The following is a 17,082-nucleotide window of genomic DNA, read 5'->3' on the forward strand; positions in this document are numbered from 1 at the left end:
GAACGAATTGCGGAGAGCGCGACAAGCTTTCCGACCCGAGACGACAGGAGTGTCCATGTACCGCTACGATGAATTCGACGAGCGTTTCGTGCGCGACCGGGTCGCCGAGTTCCGCAGCCAGGTGGAACGCCGGCTGGACGGGTCGCTCTCCGACGACGAGTTCAAGCCGCTGCGGCTGAAGAACGGCCTCTATCTGCAGCTGCACGCCTACATGCTGCGCATCGCTGTGCCCTACGGCACGCTGAGCGCGCGGCAGCTGCGCCAGCTGGCGGTCATCGCCGAGACCTACGACAAGGGCTACGGCCACTTCACGACGCGCCAGAACCTGCAGTTCAACTGGCCGAAGCTGCGCGACGTGCCAGCCATTCTCGACCTGCTCGCCGATGTCGAGATGCATTGCATCCAGACCTCCGGCAACTGCATCCGCAACGTCACGGCCGACCAGTTCGCCGGCGTCGCGGCTGACGAAGTCGAGGACCCGCGCCCGACCGCCGAGCTGATCCGCCAGTGGTCGAGCCTGCATCCGGAATTCGTCTGGCTGCCGCGCAAGTTCAAGATCGCCGTCACCGGCGCCGAGCACGACCGCGCGGCGATCATGGTCCACGACATCGGCCTGAAGGTGAAGCGCCATCCTACGACCGGCGAGACCGGCTACGAGATCGTCGTCGGCGGCGGGCTCGGGCGCACGCCGATGATCGGCAAGGTCGTCCGCGACTTCCTGCCCAAGCACGAGCTGCTCGCCTATCTCGAGGCGGTCATGCGCGTCTACAATTCCGAAGGACGGCGCGACAACAAATACAAGGCGCGGGTGAAGATCCTCGTCCACGAGACCGGCGAGGACGAGTTCCGCCGTCGCGTCGAGGAGGAATACGCCAGGCTCGACGGGCCGACGATCAACGCCCCGCAGGAAGAGCTGGAGCGGATCGCCGCCTATTTCGCGCCGCCGGCCTATGACGACCTGCCTGACGCCTCGCCGGTTCTGGACGCGGCGCGCCGCGCCGATCCCGCCCTCGACCGTTTCGTCGAGCAGAACGGCTTTGCCCACAAGCAGCCGGGCTACATCGCCCTCACCGTCTCGCTGAAGGCCGTCGGCGCGGTGCCCGGCGACATGAGCGCCGAGCAGATGCGGATCTTCGCCGACATCGCGGAGCGCTTCTCCTTCGGCGAGCTGCGGGTGACGCACGCCCAGAACCTCGTCCTGCCGCATGTCCGCAAGGACGACTTGCCGGAAGTCTTCGCGGTGCTGCAGGCGGCGGGTCTGGCGACCGCCAACGCCGGCCTCGTCACCGACATCATCGCCTGCCCGGGCCTCGACTACTGCGCGCTGGCCACCGCCAAGTCGATCCCGATCGCCCAGGCGATCGCCACGACCTTCGCGGACGAGGCGCGGCAGAAGGACATCGGCCCGCTGCCGATCAAGATCTCAGGCTGCATCAATGCCTGCGGCCACCACCATGTCGGCGCCATCGGCATCCTTGGCCTCGAGAAGGCCGGCAAGGAGAACTACCAGATCACCGTTGGCGGCGACGCCACCGAGCGCGCGGCGCTCGGCGAGCGGCTCGGCCCCGGCATCGACGCCGAGGACGTGCCCGGCGCGATCGAGACCATCGTCGACATCTATCTCCGCCAGCGCACCGCCGGGGAGGAATTCAACGACACCGTCCGCCGCGCCGGGATCGAACCCTTCAAGGCCGGCTTCGCGGACTATATCGCCGCCCGCCAGGCAGTCCGGGAGCCGGCCGAATGACCCTGATCACCGCATCCGGCGAAAAGCCCGACGACTATGTGCGGATCGACACCGCCGAAGCCGCTGCGTCCGTGGAAGCGCCCGTTCTGATTCCCCTGGCGCTGGCTGGCACGGTCCTGGCGGCCGGCAGCAACCGCCGCTTCGGTCTGTCGGTGCCGAACAGCGCCCCGGTGGACGAGATCGCGCCGTTCTTCGGGGCAGTGGACCTCATCGCCGTCGAGTTCCCGTCCTTTTCCGACGGGCGCGGCCTGTCGCTGGCCAAGCGGCTGCGGCGCGCAGGCTTTGCCGGGACCCTGCGCGCCTCCGGCCCGCTGATCGCCGACCAGTTCGCCGACGCGCTGGCCTGCGGCTTCGATGAGGTCGAACTGCCGCAGACCATGGCCAACCGCCAGCCGGTGCAGCAGTGGATGGAAGCCAAGGACGCCATCAGCGCCCGCTACCAGAGCGGCTACGAAACGGCCGAGGCCAGCATCCTCCAGCAGCGCCTCGCGGCCCGGAAAGGCTGATGCGATGTCCGAACGATTGAGGGAGCTCGCGGCCGCGTTCAACGGCAGCTTCGCGGCGATGACGCCGCTCGAGCGCCTCGCGGCGATGGCCGAGCACGTCCCCGGCCCCGTCGTGTTCACCACCAGCCTCGGCATCGAGGACCAGATGATCACCCATCTGATCTTCTCCAATAATCTGCCGATCGCGGTGAAGACGCTCGATACCGGCCGGCTGTTTCCCGAGACCTACGCGCTCTGGCGCGAGACCGAGGAGAAATACGGCCGCCGCATCCGCGCCATGTATCCGCGCGGCGAGGCGCTGGAGGAACTGGTCAACGACCAGGGCATCGACGGCTTCTATTACGCGCCGGAGTTCCGCAAGAACTGCTGCGGCGTCCGCAAGGTCGAGCCGCTCGGCCGGGCGCTCGCAGGGGCGTCCGGCTGGATCACCGGCCTGCGCCGCGACCAGTCGGCCAACCGCGCCGACATGGATTTCGTGGGCTTCGACGGCGCCCGCGGTCTGGTCAAGGCCAACCCGATCTTTGACTGGTCGCGCGACGCGATCGTCCGTTTCACCGAGGCGAACGGCGTCCCGGTCAACAAGCTGCACGCGAAGAACTTCCTGTCGATCGGCTGCGCGCCCTGCACGCGGGCTCTGCGCCCCGGCGAGCCCGAGCGCGCCGGCCGCTGGTGGTGGGAAGAAGAGACCAGGCGCGAGTGCGGCCTGCATGTCGACGATGCCGGCAACCCGGTGCGCGCCGACAACCATCGCCCCGCCGAGGGCGATGCCGCTTTTGAAAGACTGCCGCAATGAAGCCCATGACCCATCTGCAGCGGCTCGAGGCCGAGTCGATCTTCATCCTCCGGGAGGTGGCGGCGACCGCCGACAATCCGGTGATGCTCTATTCGATCGGCAAGGATTCCGCCGTGATGCTGCATCTGGCGATGAAGGCCTTTGCCCCCGGCAAGCCGCCCTTCCCGCTGCTGCACGTCGACACGACGTGGAAGTTCCGCGAGATGATCACCTTCCGCGACCAGCGTGCCAGGGACCTCGGGCTCGACCTCATCGTCCACACCAACGAGGAGGGCGTTCGCGCCGGCATCAACCCGTTCGATTCCGGCAGCCGCGTCCATACCGACGTGATGAAGACCGCGGCGCTGAAGCAGGCGCTCGACAAGTACCAGTTCGACGCCGCCTTCGGCGGGGCGCGGCGCGACGAGGAGAAGAGCCGCGCCAAGGAGCGCATCTTCTCGCTGCGCACGCCCGAGCATCGCTGGGACGCCAAGAATCAGCGGCCGGAACCCTGGCGCCTGTTCAACACCCGCAAGAAGAAGGGCGAGAGCTTCCGCGTCTTCCCGCTGTCCAACTGGACCGAGCAGGACGTGTGGGACTACATCGCCCTCGAGGATATCCCCGTCGTGCCGCTGTATTTCGCCGCGCCGCGCCCGATCGTGCGCCGCGACGGCGCGCTGATCATGCGCGACGACGAGCGCATGAAGCTGAGGCCCGGCGAGACGGTCGAGACCATGATGGTCCGGTTCCGGACGCTCGGCTGCTATCCGCTGACCGGCGCCGTGCCGTCGCAGGCTGCGACGATGCCTGAAATCATCGCCGAAATGCGCGGCTCGCGCACCTCCGAGCGCCAGGGCCGGGTCATCGACCAGGATTCGGGCGCCTCGATGGAAGAGAAGAAGCAGGAAGGCTACTTCTGATGAACAGCGTCCTGCCCAAGCCCCGTGACCTCCAGTCCCTGGAGACGGTCGATGCCTCGCTCGCCCCGATGGCCAACCCCGCCGTCGTCGTCGAGGACGAGCGCTTCGCCGGTCCCGCACCGGACGAGGACCTTACGGACGATCCCCTCGCCGGCCCGCTTGCCCCTGCCGCATCCCTGCTGCGCTTCATCACCTGCGGCTCGGTCGATGACGGCAAGTCGACGCTGATCGGCCGCCTGCTCTACGAGACCAATGCGGTCTTCGACGACCAGCTCGAGACGCTGAAGCGCGATTCGAAGAAGTTCGGCACCACCGGCGCCGATCTCGATTTCGCGCTGCTGGTCGACGGCCTGTCGGCCGAGCGCGAGCAGGGCATCACCATCGATGTCGCCTATCGCTATTTCTCGACCGGCAACCGCGCCTTCATCATCGCCGACACGCCCGGCCACGAGCAGTACACCCGCAACATGGCGACCGGCGCCAGCCAGGCCGAGCTCGCGGTGATCCTCGTCGACGCGCGCAAGGGCATCCTGCCGCAGACGCGGCGGCACTCCTTCATCACCTCGCTGGTCGGCATCAAGAGCGTCGTCGTCGCCATCAACAAGATGGATCTCGTCGACTTCTCCGAGGATCGCTTCGAGGCGATCAAGCGCGACTACGAAGAGATCCTGCCGTCCTTCGGCTTCACCGACATCGCCTTCATCCCGGTCTCGGCGAAGAACGGCGACAACATCGCCGTGCCCTCGCCGAACATGGGCTGGTACCGCGGGCGAACGCTGCTCGCGCATCTGGAAGCCGTCGAGCCGCCGACCTTCGCGCCTTCCGATGCGGCCTTCCGGCTGCCCGTGCAGTGGGTCAACCGGCCGCATCTCGATTTCCGCGGCTTTGCCGGCACGGTCGTCGGCGGCGAGGTCAGGCCCGGCGACGCGGTGATGGTCATGCCGGGCGGACGGGCAAGCAGGGTCAGCCAAGTTTACGGGCCGGATGGCGTTGTCGAGGCGGCCGGGACCGGCGAGGCGGTGACGCTGACGCTCGCCGACGAGATCGACGTGTCGCGTGGCGACGTCATCGTCGCGGCTTCCGACACGGTCGCCGTCGCGCAGAAACTGCATGCCGAGATCCTGTGGATGGCGGAGCGGCCGCTGGTCGCCGGCGGTCGCTTCGTCGCCAAGCTCGGCGCGGCGACGACGCCCGCCATCGTGCGCGGCCTCGATGCGACGATCGACATCCACACCTTCGAGGCACGGCCCGCCAGCGCGCTGATCATGAACGAGATCGGCCGGGTCAGCATCGCCTTCGACCGGCCGCCGGTGGCGACCACCTATGAGGCGAACCGCGAGCTCGGATCCTTCATCCTGATCGACCCGCTGACCAACGAGACGGTGGCACTCGGCGTCGTCACCGCGCTCGAGGCGAGTGAAACCCGTCAGGCCGCGACCGCGGAGCCGCAGGGCGCAGTGGCGAAGCTGCAGACCCTGTGGCTCGGCCAGGCCGCCGTCGCCGACCCGGCGCACCGGCGCAGCGTCCTTCGCTACCGGGGCGTGGCGTCGCTGCTGGTCGGCTTCCTCGCCTTCCTGTTCGGCATCGGCCTGTTGCCGGCGCTCGGCCTGGCGATCCTCGACCTCGTGCTCCGACCCTTCGTGGCGGCGGCCTTCGGCGCCGACCAGGTCCCGCCCCAGCAGGACCGCCCCGATCCGACCACGGTCGGCGACGGCGCCGGTATTTGACCGGCAAGCCGTCCGGCAACGGCGATGCGGCCGTCGGCGCGCCGCGCGCCCGGCTGCGACACAGGCGCGGGGCCCGCGTCCGGCTTTCCGTCGCGGAGGGACTGCTGCTGACGGCCTCGCTGGGCGCATGCCTGGCGCTCACCGCCGGGCATCTGGGCTAAGGACGCGCGCCGAACGCCTCCACCCGCGCCGCACAAATGTGGCACGGCGACGTCGCCGACACCGGCGTGCAGCAAAGTTGCCGCGGAATGAGCATGACCCGACCGCATTCGAGCCTTGATGGAAGGCCAGCCTCCGTCCATTCGCGAGGCTGCCGGTCGGGTGGCCCCAGAATGACATTCGGAGACTTACGATGAAGACCACTGTTTTCGCCGCCGGCCTGCTGGCCTTGAGCACCGTCGCGGCAGCGGCCCAGAGCGCGCCGCCCGAGATGGGGGCGCCACAGCCGACACCGACCTGCGCCGAGGCCCTGCCCCAGATCCAGTCATTGATCGACCAGGCCGGTCAGGCCGGGCTGGACACCACCGATGCCACCGCCCATGTCGCGGAGGCCGAGACGGCCCGCGGCGCCAATGACGAGAACGGCTGTATCCGCAGCCTCGTCCTCGCCCAGAACGACGTGCTGGCGAAGGCCCAGGCGGCGGCTCCCGAGGCAGGCGGGGCGCCTGCCGCACCGCCGACGGCCAACTAGGCCGCTCGTCGGAATAATGCGGAAAAAGGCCGGGCGTCAGCGTCCGGCCTCTTCCCGCTCAGGGCCTGAGGATTGCGTATCCGGTTCAGCCGAGTTCGCGGGCCTCGGAGACCAGCATGATCGGAATGCCGTGGCGGATAGGAAACGCCAGTTTCGCGGCCTTCGAGACGAGCTCGTTCGCCTCGCGGTCATAGATTAGCGGGGTCTTGGTCAGCGGGCAGACGAGAAGCTCCAGCAGCTTCGGGTCGGGCCGCAGCAGCGTCTCCGGACGCTCCGGCGTCTGCTCGCTCATAGCCGGGCGATCCGCAAGGCCGCGAAGGCGGAGAGAAGGTTCGTCATCGCCAATCCGCTCACTGCAATGTGTGCGACGTGCCGTCGCCCTCCTCGCCGTCGCGCGCCAGCGAGATCTCGGTGATGGCGATCAGCGTGTCCGCGCGGGTCTTCAGGTCCGGTGCCTCGAGCAACGCCTGCTTTTCCGCGGCGCCATAAGGCGACATCATGCACAGCGCATTGACCAGCGTCTCGTTGGAGGCGCGGGTGACGCTCTCCCAGTCCGCTTCCAGCTGGTTGGCGTCGAGATATTGCCGGAATGCCTTGAGCAACGCATCGCGATTGACCTCCTCGGCGCCTTCCCCGAGGTTGAGGTCGCCCACGAAGGCGGCGATCCGGCACATCCGATAGGGCGTGCGCGAGGCCAGTTCCTCGACCACCCGAAAGCGCGCGATGCCGTGCAGGTTGACGATGCAGCGCCCGTCGCCGGTCTCGCTCAGCGAGGTGATACGGCCAAGGCAGCCGACCTGGCATAGCGCCGGCTCACCGTCCTCGCGCTTGGCGCCGTCGAGGCTCGGCTGGATCATCGCGATGATCCGCCGTCCGGCCATGGCGTCGTCCAGCATCTGCAGATAGCGCGGCTCGAAGATGTTCAGCGGCAGCTGCCCGCCGGGCAGGAGCAGCGCGCCCCCGAGCGGGAAGACCGGCACCACGTCGGGCAGGTCTGATTCGTCTGTGTAATTGTAGTTGCCGGCCTGGACCAAAGGCGTTCTCCGTTACCGATCCGGCATGTGGAGCCTTGGCGTTCGATCTCAAGGGGATGCGGCGACAGGGCGCTGCCTCGCCGCCCCTGAGGGAGCGACGAGGCCCAAGCTCGGATCAGGAGAAGAGCAGCGTCGAGAGCTTGCGGCGGGCTTCCTTGGTGGCCGGGTCGGCCGGGCCCCAGGCCTCGAAGAATTCCAAGAGCTTGCGCCGCGCGCCATCGTCCATGAACGTCCGGTCGCGCCGGATGATCTCGAGAAGGTGACCGGCGGCCGTCGGGCGGTCGCCCTGCGCCTGGGCAATGAGCGCCAGGTCGAAGCGCGCCTGGTGGTCGTCGGCTTCGCCCTCGATCCGTGCCTGCAGCTGCACCGGGTCGCCGAGCTCGGCGATCTCCTCGGCGAGCTTCAGCTTGGTGCGCACGGCGGCGAGCGCCGGATCGTCGGGCGCGTCGGCCGGAACCTGCTCGACGATCGCCCGCGCTTGGGCATGCTCGCCCATCGCCAGGTAGCATTCCGCCAGGCCCGCCGTGGCGCCGGCATGGCCCGGCTCGTGCTGCAGGATCACTGCGAAGAGCTGCGCGGCATTCGCCGCGTCGCCGGCCGCCAGAAGCTCGTTCGCCTGGGCCAGCGCCTCGGCCAGCGGGTCGCCGCCGGCGCCCTTGGTGAGGCGTTCGATAAACGCCTTGACCTCGCTCTCCGGCAGCGCGCCCATGAAGCCGTCCACCGGCTGGCCGCCGACGAAGGCGAACACCGCCGGGATGGACTGGACGCCGAGCTGGCCGGCGATCGCCGGATGCTCGTCGATGTTCATCTTGACCAGCTTGACCCGGCCGCCGGCCGCCTGGACGGCGCGCTCGAGGATCGGGGTCAGCTGCTTGCAGGGGCCGCACCAGGGCGCCCAGAAATCCACCAGCACCGGCTGGTTGCGCGATTCCTGGATCACGTCGGCGGCAAATTTCGCCGTGGTCGTGTCCTTCACCAGATCGCCGGGCGGGGCGGCTTGCGGCGCCGCGCCGAAGCCCTGCAGACCGGCGGACGGGGCCGCCGCCGCCGGTGCGGCCGGCCGGCTGGTCTGCGCGCCGTAGCCGCCGCCGAAGGAATTGCCGTAGGGATTGTCGCTCATTCTCGCCGTTCCTCGCCGTCATCGACCCCGCCGTCCAGCCCGATGATGAGCGGCTCGTGCGCGGTGGCCCGGAAAAACGCCATCAGGTCGCTGGTGGCAATGGTTGTCGTCGCCGCGTTGGTCAGCGGATGGCAGTTCACCATATCGTGCGCAAGCAGGCCTTCATCAAGCACGAGCTGCACCGCGCCCTCCGTGTCGTTGACGACCCCGAAGGCCGTCACCGAGCCCGGCGTGACCCCCAGCAGCGCCTGCATCTCGCCCGCCCCGGCAAAGGACAGGCGCCCGCTGGCGCCGATCCGGCGGTGCAGGGACTTCAGGTCCACCGCCCGGTCCTCCTCCGCCACGACCAGGAACAGCCGGCCCTTCTTGTCCTTGAGGAACAGGTTCTTGGTGTGCCCGCCGGGAATCGATCCCCTCAGGCTCTGGCTTTCCTCGACCGTGAACAGCGGCGGGTGCGCGGTCGTCCGGCTGGCGATGCCGAGCCCCTCGAGATAGGCGATCATCCGTTCCTGCGTGTCGATCATGGGCTCGCTCGCTCCCGGCGCTATGGCCAAGCCTCTAGCGAAACGCGACGCCGATGCGAAGAGGCGTTTCTTGATGTCGGTCTCCTTGGGAACCGGCCGATCGCTGGCGACGGCCATGTCGACGCGAACGCGTGACTCACACCGCCGACTACCTCCGGGCGCCACCCTGACCACCGAAGCCGCCTTACCGGCCGACCCTGCGCCGGGACTCGCGGAGATCTGACCGTCGGCGTCATTTGCCTGTTGCAATCACCCCGGCTTTCGGCCATACAGCGCCCGTCGCAGCGCCTCGGTGCTGCGCGGAGCGGGCGGGCGTAGCTCAGGGGTAGAGCACAACCTTGCCAAGGTTGGGGTCGAGGGTTCGAATCCCTTCGCCCGCTCCAAATTTTCCAAGCAGTCAGAACTTCGAAGGCTTGTTTTCGGGCTTTTACGTCGAAGGCGATCACTCCGCCGTTGAACGGTTCCTTGCGTTCCGACGGGCTGGTTACACTTCGAACGCGATCGAGACGACGGTCGGCAAGGCCGGCGGGTTTGCCGACGCTTCGTTTCCCTGCCCTCCTCACCATATCCTGTCGACCGAAAATTTCGCTCCGCCGCGCCGGCTTTGGCGCGGGTTAATGTTTTCTTAGAAGCTCGTCAGCATGGGTGTGCTCGCTGAACGGCGACCTCTGAAGAGAACATACTCCGTGGCGATTAGAGTTCCTCGATCGAATATCCCGGATGCATTCGTTCGCACCACGGCATTGGAGGGTCTCTATCGGCGCTGGCTCGCGGCCCGCGTCGGCGCTTTGCTGCCCCCTTACGAGGATGTCGCGCTCGGCAGTCTGGGTCAGGTGGCCGAACAGCTCGCCCTCATCGTCCAGGACGCGAGCGGCGGATTCCAGATCGTGCGGTTCGGCGAGACATTCCGGAAATGGCTCGGCCAGGATGGCGCCGATATCTCGCTCGACGAGCTGAGACCGGAGTGCAAGCTGGCGCTGGGTCAGGTCATCACGACGGCGCTACGCCTTGGCGAGCCGGGTCGAACGCTGGCGCATGTCGTCAGCAATGGCATAGTCGAGACGTATAACGTCGTGGCATTTCCCCTCGAAAGCCGTTGGGGCCCCCCGGTGATCCTTGCCTGCATGGAGGACCGCAACGAGCGCTACAGCCTCGTCGACACGATGTTCGGCGCGACCGACGAAGGCATGCTCGCCTTGACGGCGATCCGCGACGACGAGGGACGACCCAGCGACTTCCAGATCATCTCTGTCAATGATGGCGCCTGCCGCCTGCTGCGCCGGACACAGGACAAGCTGCAGTGGAAGCGCCTGTCCGAAATCGACCTGATGCTGGAGGAGTACGGCGTCCTCGCCCATCTCCGGCAGTCGCTCGAGACGGGCGAGCGCCGGCAGTTCGAGATTTCCATTCCGGGCGAGGCGGCGACCCGCCACGTCAAGATCGGCGTCTCGCCGGTGCGCGATCTCCTGTCCGTCACCCTCACCGACATCGCCGAGGTCAAGGCGCGCGAAGCCTCGTTCCGGTTGCTGTTCGACAGCAATCCGGTGCCGATGTGGCTGTACGACCCGTCGACGCTTTCCTTCCTGCAGGTCAACGATGCCGCCGTCCGGCACTACGGCTACAGCCGCGACGCCTTCCTGGGCATGTCGGTCCTCGACATCAGGCCGGCGGAAACGCGCGAAACTGCGCGAGCGGTCCTCGAGGGGATCCAGGAAGGCTATGAGGCCGAAGAGGCCTGGCGGCACGTCAAGGCGGACGGCTCGGAGATCCTCGTCTATCCCTATCTGCGGGTTCTCAGCGTCGATGAGCGACCGGCGGTGCTGGTGGCTGTCATGGACGTCACCGAACGCCGCAAGGCCGAGGCGCGCATCGCGCACATGGCCCATCACGACGCGCTCACCAACCTTCCCAACCGCGTCCTGTTCCGCGAGCGGCTGGACAGGGCGCTCGGCGGTATCCGGCAGCGGGACGAGAAGCTGGCGATCTTCTGCGTCGATCTCGATCACTTCAAGAGCGTCAACGACACGCTGGGCCATCCGATCGGTGACAAGCTGCTGCAGGCCGTCGCCGATCGCTTTCGCGACTGCCTGGGTGAGCGCGACATCGTCGCCCGTCTCGGCGGCGATGAGTTCGCGGTGATCCAGCCGGCGGTCAGCACGCCTGCGGAGGCCAGCATTCTGGCGCGCCGTCTGATCGAGGCGGTCAGCGCGCCCTACGAGATCGAGGGCCACCAGATCGTCATCGGCACCAGTATCGGTATCGCCTTGGCGCCGGGCGATGGCAACGAACCCGACGTCCTGTTGAAGAACGCCGATGTGGCGCTCTATCGGGCCAAGGCCGACGGGCGCAACACGTTCCATTTCTTCGAGCAGGGGATGGACTCGCGGCTGAGAGCCCGACGCGCGCTGGATCTCGACCTGCGCAACGCCATGGCCGCCGGCGAGTTCGAACTGTATTACCAGCCGGTGATCACCGCCCGATCGAGCACCGTCAGCGGCTTCGAGGCGCTGATGCGCTGGCATCACCGCGAGCGCGGAATGGTCTCGCCGGCAGAGTTCATTCCCATGGCCGAGGAGATCGGCCTGATCGTGCCGCTCGGTGAATGGGCGTTGCTGCAGGCGTGCAGGGAGGCCGCGACCTGGCCGGCAGGCCTCACCATCGCGGTGAACCTCTCGCCGGTTCAGTTCAAGAGCCGCAATCTCGTGCCGGCCGTGATCAACGCCCTCACCTCGTCCGGGCTGGCGGCCAGTCGGCTCGAGCTTGAGATAACCGAGTCGGTCCTGTTGCAGGAGAGCGAGGTCAATCTTGCCACGCTGCATCAGTTGCGAGAGCTCGGCGTGCACATCTCCATGGACGATTTCGGCACGGGCTACTCGTCTCTCGGCTATCTGCGGCAATTCCCCTTCGACAAGATCAAGATCGATCAGTCCTTCATCAAGGAGCTTGCCGAAAATCCCCAGGACGCCGCCATCGTGCGCGCCGTGACGGGGCTGGGCATCAGCCTGGGCATGACGATCACCGCCGAAGGCGTCGAGACGCAATTCCAGTTCGATCGGCTTCGCCTGGAGGGATGCACCGAAGTCCAGGGTTACCTCTTCAGCCCGCCCAGACCGGCCAGCGCGCTGGGACCGTTCCTGACCGGTCGCCAGATGACCGAGCTTTCCGATGCCAGACCCGCGATCCTGGCCATCGTGCCTAACGAGGCCCCTGGGGCGGAACTTTCGTCGCTTCGGCTCCCGCCTCGCATGGACCAACTCGTCTCGTAGGTCCCGTTCGAGGCGCGGTTCGGCGGAGCGGCGACCCACGACTTCCGATCCCCGATTGTCGAAGCTCGGATCGCCGGAGGGTCGCTCTGCCCGCTGATATATTCTCCGAGACTCGAACTCGCTCGTCCGATCGAGCCCACCCTGTCCGAAATGGCAGTCAGGCAGGCCTGCCTCGCTGCCGCACCGGCTTCACTTCCTCGGCGTGACGTCGTCCACCTCGGTCTCCGGCCGGTCGCCGCCATCGGCGACTTCCTCGTGCCATTGGCCGTCGGCCGTCTCGTAGCTGATACCGCGGGTCTCGCCGGCGAGGCGCTGGCGCTCGGCCGCGTCCTTGGCGGCGGCGAGTGCGGTGTCGTGGTCACCGAAGGTTTCGGAAAACACGTCGCCGACCTTGTAGGCCCAGCCGCCATCGTGCTCGACGATCAGGTAATGCAGTTCGCTCATAGGGTCGGCCTTTCATCTGCCTGTGGAGCCCGCAAAACGTCGCGAGCGGGGCGCCCGTTCCGCCGCCGCCTCGCCATCGGGCTCGTGCCTCACCATATCAGCGCGATGAGCCGACCACGTCATACCGCCTGCCCATGTCCCGCACGCTGATCCTCGCCGGCCTGGCGCCGGTCCTCAGCATGGTCCTGTCGTTGCCGTTCTGGCGGCTCGGTCGCTGACCGTGCCGGTGCCGTCCCTGCCAGGGCCGCTTCCTGGCCAAATTGATGTCTGGCTCGGCTTCCTCGCCGACGTGCCGGCGACGCTGGATACTGCCTATGAGCGCCTGCTCGATGCCGGCGAACGCCTGCGCCACCAGCGCTACAAGGTCGAGGGCGCACGCCGCGAGTACCTGGTCGGCCGGGCGATGGTGCGCACCGTCCTGTCGCGCTACGCCCCGACCGCCCCCGCCGACTGGCGCTTCGAGGCCAACCAATACGGCCGGCCGGCCATCGTCGGCGCGGCGCCCGGGCTCGTCTTCAACCTTTCCCACACGCGCGGGCTGGCCGCGCTCGCCGTGTCGCGCGACTGCGATCTCGGCATCGATGTCGAGCGCGCCGATCGGCCGAGCGCCACGCATGATCTCGCCGGCCGATATTTCTCGCCCACCGAGGCAGAATTCGTCCGCGCCGGCGGCGCCATGCTGGCCGAGCGTTTCTTCGCCGTCTGGACGCTCAAAGAAGCCTATATCAAAGCCCGCGGCATGGGGCTTGCCCTGCCGCTCGACGGCTTCTCCTACGACCTGGCGGGGACCGAGCCGACCATCACCTTCCACGATTCCTGCCCGGACGATCCGGCGCGCTGGCGTTTCTGGCGTGGCGGGGTGTCGGGCACCCACCGGCTCGCCCTTGCGGTCTCGCCCGGCGCCGCCGGCGCCGACGTCCAATTCCGCCGCATCGTGCCGCTCACCGGCTTCGACGAATCGCTGACGCCCGCTCCCGTCACGCTCGACGCGCCGGCCGGCGGGCGCACGGCGTGAAGCTCTTCGCCGTCGCCGACCTGCATCTCGGCCATCCCGCCAATCGCGAGGCGATCCACGCCATCGAGGCGCGCCCAGACGACTGGCTGATCCTCGCCGGCGACGTCGGCGAGACCGAGCGGCATCTCGATCTCGCCATCGACGCGCTGCAGGACAAATTCCGCCAGCTGGTGTGGGTGCCGGGCAATCACGAGCTCTGGGCCGTCGCCTCGCATGGCACGCCGCTGAAGGGCGAGGCGCGCTACGAGCGCTTCGTCGAGCGCTGCCGCGAACGCGGCGTGCTGACTCCAGAGGACGATTACCCCGTCATCGTCGTGGACGGCACCAGGGTGCGCATCGTGCCGATGTTCCTGCTCTACGACTATTCCTTCCGGCCGGCGCACGTCGCGCTGGAATCGGCCGTCGCCTGGGCGCGCGAGGCAGGTCTTCGCTGCGCCGACGAGAGCCTGCTGCTCGCCGCTCCGCATGCCAGCCGCGGCGACTGGTGCGCCGCCCGCGTCGCCGCCACCGAGGCGCGCCTCGGCGGACTCGACACGGCGATCCCCAACGTCCTCGTCAATCACTGGCCGCTGCGTCAGGAGCTTGCCCGGCTGCCGCGTATCCCGCGCTTCTCGATCTGGTGCGGCACGACGCGCACCGAGGACTGGCACACCCGCTACAACGCCCGCGCGGTGGTTTCCGGCCATCTCCACATGCCGTCCTCGCGGCAGATCGACGGCGTCGCCTTCGAGGAGGTCTCCTTCGGCTACCCCAAGCAGTGGCGCGGCCGGCGCGAGCCCGACGCGGCGCTGCGCCGGATCAGGGTGTGATCTCACGGCCACCCCTCGGCGCCAGGGCGCCCGTCAGCAAATGCTACAGGACCGCTCTCTCGGGCGGGTAACGGTGGCAACTTGCCCGTCCCTTCAGTAGCCTTGGGACCGCCTGTCGGGGCTACCCGAGAGAGAAAGAGGCCGGCACATAACGCAGCCCTTGACTTAGAGTGCACTCGAAGGGGTAGCTGTATCCGCGTCGTGACGAGAAAGGGACCCATGAAGATCGGCGAGCTCGCAAGGCGGTCTGGTTTGTCGGCCCACACGCTTCGCTATTATGAGCGGATCGGGCTGCTTCCCTATGCTGATCGTGACCGCTCGGGACAGCGGGACTACGACGCAGCCATCCTGACGTGGATCGAATTTCTCGGCCGCCTGAAAACGACCGGCATGCCGATCAGCCAGATGCTGCGCTACGCGGCGCTCCGTGCGGAAGGCGACGTGACCGGACCGGCGCGCCGGCAGATGCTCGAAGAACATCGCGAGCGTGTCCGAGCCCATGTCGCCGAACTGCAGGCCTGCCTTCTCGTCCTCGATACCAAGATCGCTGGCTATCCCGGCGGTATCAAGGAGACCAAAGACCATGACGCATCACCAGGCAGAAGACGAAAGCCGCTTCGAGCGCGGGCAGAAGGCGCTCTCACGGATTGACGGCAAAGGCGGCGAGAAGGTCGTCGCTTCCCTGGCCGACATAGCCCCGGATTTCGCGCGATACCTGATCGAGTTCCCGTTCGGCGACATCTACTGCCGGCCCGGGCTTGATCTGCGCAGTCGCGAGATTGCAACCATCGCAGCGCTCACGGCCCTTGGTAACGCTGCCCCGCAGCTCAAGGTGCATGTCGAAGCCGGCCTCAATGTCGGGCTGACCCGCACCGAGATCGTCGAGGTCATCATGCAGATGGCCGTCTATGCCGGCTTCCCCGCCGCTCTCAACGGCCTCTTTGCGGCCAAGGAGGTGTTCGCCCTTCACGAAGAAGGGTCCGGCACGGAAGACATAGCGAGAAGCTGACACCAAACGACTGTGGCGGGCGCCGCAGGCCCGAGGCCCCCGCCACCTCATCCGTCGCCGATCCGGGGTAGATCTTTCGCTTCCCCGGCGAAACCCGAGCAATCCATGCGTCGTCCGCGTCCGGCCGCCTCCCTATCTCTGGGCCTGACACCATCCTCGGAGACATCCATGTCGCAGATCACCATGGCCGGCCGCCCCGGCGGCGCCGTGAGCCCCGCCGTCTGGGTCGCCCTCGGCCTCGGCCTCATCGGTGCGCTCGGGCTTGGCCTCGGCCAGAGCCCGCGCATCGCGGCGCTCTTCGTCGTCGGCGGCGCCTTCGGCCTCGTCCTCTACCACGCCGCCTTCGGCTTCACCTCGGCCTGGCGCAACTTCATCCGCGATGGTCGCGGCCGCGGCCTGCGTGCGCAGATGGTCATGCTGGCCATTGCCGTCGCGCTGTTCTTCCCGGCGCTCGCCGCCGGCAGCCTGTTCGGCCAGGAGGTATCGGGCTTCGTCTCGCCCGTCGGCATCCCGGTACTCGTCGGCGCCTTCATTTTCGGCATCGGCATGCAGCTCGGCGGCGGCTGTGCCTCCGGCACGCTCTACACCGCCGGCGGCGGCAATGCCCGCATGCTGATCACGCTGGTCTTCTTCATCGTCGGCTCGCTGCTCGCGACGATCCATTTCGACTGGTGGATGGCGCTGCCTTCCTTCGAGCCGATCTCGGTCGTCGAGACCTTCGGCGCGCCACTCGGCATCGTTTTGTCCTTTGCGCTCTTCGCGGTGATCGCGGCGGTGACGATCCTCGTCGAGAAGCGCCGGCATGGCGGGCTGGAGCAGGCCGAGCCGACCAAGCGCCAAGGCCTTGCGCGCTTTGCCCGCGGCCCCTGGCCGCTGGTCGCCGGCGCCGTCGCGCTGGCGCTGCTCAACTTCGCCACGCTGGCGCTGGCCGGCCGACCCTGGGGCATCACCTCGGCCTTCGCGCTGTGGGGCGCCAAGCTGTCGCAGTTCGTCGGCGTTGAGCCGTCGGCCTGGTTCTACTGGCAGCAGCCGGCCAACGCGACGGCGCTCGCCGGGAACATCTTTGCCGACATCACCTCGGTGATGAATTTCGGCATCATCCTCGGGGCCCTGCTCGCCTCGGCGCTGGCCGGCCGCTTCGCGCCGAACTTTTCCATCCCGAAGCGCTCGGTGCTGGCGGCGGTGGTCGGCGGGCTGCTGCTGGGCTACGGCGCCCGCATCGCCTTCGGCTGCAATATCGGCGCCTATTTCGGCGGCATCGCCTCGGGCAGCCTGCATGGCTGGCTGTGGCTGGTCGCGGCCTTCGCCGGCTCGACCCTCGGCGTCCGGCTGCGGCCGTTCTTCTTCGCCGGAGAAGGCCCCAAGGACGCCTGACCCTCAAGTCCGATCGGACGACCCGGAAGCCGCCGCGATCTCTCGCGGCGGCTTTTTTATTTCCTGAATCCAAGGAATCCAGTCCTCTCCGGCCGCGCCCTTCGTCCCCTCTCCAGACTCCGCT

Annotated in this window: 17 protein-coding genes and 1 tRNA gene; 13 read left to right on the plus strand and 5 right to left on the minus strand. The window is 67.8% G+C overall.

Annotated elements, in window-relative coordinates:
- Positions 1-55: 55 nt before the first annotated feature.
- From GGR03_RS14260 to GGR03_RS14290, 6 genes are all read left to right on the plus strand, one after another.
- Positions 56-1,747 (plus strand): nitrite/sulfite reductase, encoded by a 1,692-nt coding sequence (locus GGR03_RS14260; RefSeq protein ID WP_183209096.1) that lies wholly within the window; start codon positions 56-58, stop codon positions 1,745-1,747.
- Positions 1,744-2,253: a DUF934 domain-containing protein gene (locus GGR03_RS14265; RefSeq protein WP_183209098.1), complete on the plus strand. Its 510-nt coding sequence runs from the start codon at positions 1,744-1,746 to the stop codon at positions 2,251-2,253. The genes GGR03_RS14260 and GGR03_RS14265 overlap by 4 nt, the downstream gene beginning before the upstream one ends.
- A gap of 4 nt (positions 2,254-2,257) precedes the next feature.
- The gene (locus GGR03_RS14270) at positions 2,258-3,046 is read left to right on the plus strand and encodes a phosphoadenylyl-sulfate reductase (protein WP_183209100.1); all 789 of its coding nucleotides are present in this window, start codon (positions 2,258-2,260) and stop codon (positions 3,044-3,046) included.
- Entirely contained in the window at positions 3,043-3,945 is a 903-nt protein-coding gene (gene cysD, locus GGR03_RS14275) for a sulfate adenylyltransferase subunit CysD (protein WP_183209101.1), read from the plus strand. Before GGR03_RS14270 ends, cysD begins: the two co-directional genes overlap by 4 nt.
- On the plus strand, positions 3,945-5,672 hold the full coding sequence (gene cysN / locus GGR03_RS14280; protein ID WP_183209103.1) for a sulfate adenylyltransferase subunit CysN: 1,728 nt from the start codon (positions 3,945-3,947) through the stop codon (positions 5,670-5,672). The genes cysD and cysN overlap by 1 nt, the downstream gene beginning before the upstream one ends.
- 352 nt (positions 5,673-6,024) lie before the next feature.
- Positions 6,025-6,363 carry a hypothetical protein gene (locus GGR03_RS14290; RefSeq protein ID WP_183209106.1) on the plus strand — a complete coding sequence of 113 codons (339 nt, stop codon included), beginning with the start codon at positions 6,025-6,027 and terminating at the stop codon, positions 6,361-6,363.
- An 85-nt stretch (positions 6,364-6,448) separates the two neighbouring features.
- Here GGR03_RS14290 and GGR03_RS14295 read toward each other — a convergent pair whose 3' ends face one another.
- The 4 genes from GGR03_RS14295 to GGR03_RS14310 form a co-directional block, all read right to left on the minus strand.
- Positions 6,449-6,655, minus strand: a complete 207-nt coding sequence (locus GGR03_RS14295) for a Trm112 family protein (RefSeq protein WP_183209109.1) — start codon at positions 6,653-6,655, stop codon at positions 6,449-6,451.
- A gap of 58 nt (positions 6,656-6,713) precedes the next feature.
- Positions 6,714-7,397 (minus strand): LON peptidase substrate-binding domain-containing protein, encoded by a 684-nt coding sequence (locus tag GGR03_RS14300; RefSeq protein WP_183209111.1) that lies wholly within the window; start codon positions 7,395-7,397, stop codon positions 6,714-6,716.
- A 115-nt stretch (positions 7,398-7,512) separates the two neighbouring features.
- Positions 7,513-8,517 carry a thioredoxin gene (gene trxA, locus GGR03_RS14305; protein ID WP_183209114.1) on the minus strand — a complete coding sequence of 335 codons (1,005 nt, stop codon included), beginning with the start codon at positions 8,515-8,517 and terminating at the stop codon, positions 7,513-7,515.
- A complete protein-coding gene (locus GGR03_RS14310; protein WP_246367964.1) occupies positions 8,514-9,020 on the minus strand; it encodes a prolyl-tRNA synthetase associated domain-containing protein in 507 nt (168 codons plus the stop codon). The genes trxA and GGR03_RS14310 overlap by 4 nt, the downstream gene beginning before the upstream one ends.
- 329 nt (positions 9,021-9,349) lie before the next feature.
- Between GGR03_RS14310 and GGR03_RS14315 the strand changes: the two genes are divergently transcribed.
- Both GGR03_RS14315 and GGR03_RS14320 read left to right on the plus strand, forming a co-directional pair.
- Positions 9,350-9,424, plus strand: a tRNA-Gly gene (locus GGR03_RS14315).
- Between the two features lie 303 nt (positions 9,425-9,727).
- Positions 9,728-12,307 carry an EAL domain-containing protein gene (locus GGR03_RS14320; RefSeq protein WP_252920258.1) on the plus strand — a complete coding sequence of 860 codons (2,580 nt, stop codon included), beginning with the start codon at positions 9,728-9,730 and terminating at the stop codon, positions 12,305-12,307.
- Positions 12,308-12,496: 189 nt separating this feature from the next.
- On the opposite strand, the gene GGR03_RS14325 is transcribed toward GGR03_RS14320, so the two are convergent.
- The gene (locus tag GGR03_RS14325; protein WP_183209121.1) at positions 12,497-12,751 is read right to left on the minus strand and encodes a DUF2188 domain-containing protein; all 255 of its coding nucleotides are present in this window, start codon (positions 12,749-12,751) and stop codon (positions 12,497-12,499) included.
- 226 nt (positions 12,752-12,977) lie between these two features.
- Between GGR03_RS14325 and GGR03_RS24320 the strand changes: the two genes are divergently transcribed.
- The 5 genes from GGR03_RS24320 to GGR03_RS14350 all read left to right on the plus strand — a co-directional run bounded on the left by GGR03_RS24320 (position 12,978) and on the right by GGR03_RS14350 (position 16,958).
- On the plus strand, positions 12,978-13,766 hold the full coding sequence (locus GGR03_RS24320) for a 4'-phosphopantetheinyl transferase family protein (RefSeq protein ID WP_343058792.1): 789 nt from the start codon (positions 12,978-12,980) through the stop codon (positions 13,764-13,766).
- Entirely contained in the window at positions 13,763-14,575 is an 813-nt protein-coding gene (locus GGR03_RS14335) for a metallophosphoesterase (protein WP_183209126.1), read from the plus strand. The genes GGR03_RS24320 and GGR03_RS14335 overlap by 4 nt, the downstream gene beginning before the upstream one ends.
- A gap of 219 nt (positions 14,576-14,794) precedes the next feature.
- A complete protein-coding gene (locus GGR03_RS14340) occupies positions 14,795-15,226 on the plus strand; it encodes a MerR family transcriptional regulator (protein WP_183209130.1) in 432 nt (143 codons plus the stop codon).
- Complete coding sequence (locus GGR03_RS14345; RefSeq protein WP_183209132.1) at positions 15,159-15,584, plus strand: carboxymuconolactone decarboxylase family protein; 426 nt, start codon at positions 15,159-15,161, stop codon at positions 15,582-15,584. The genes GGR03_RS14340 and GGR03_RS14345 overlap by 68 nt, the downstream gene beginning before the upstream one ends.
- Before the next feature lie 168 nt (positions 15,585-15,752).
- Positions 15,753-16,958: a YeeE/YedE family protein gene (locus GGR03_RS14350; RefSeq protein ID WP_183209134.1), complete on the plus strand. Its 1,206-nt coding sequence runs from the start codon at positions 15,753-15,755 to the stop codon at positions 16,956-16,958.
- The last annotated feature ends 124 nt before the right edge of the window (positions 16,959-17,082 follow it).

The organism is Aurantimonas endophytica (genome assembly GCF_014196845.1).
In the GTDB taxonomy this organism is placed as follows: domain Bacteria; phylum Pseudomonadota; class Alphaproteobacteria; order Rhizobiales; family Rhizobiaceae; genus Aurantimonas; species Aurantimonas endophytica.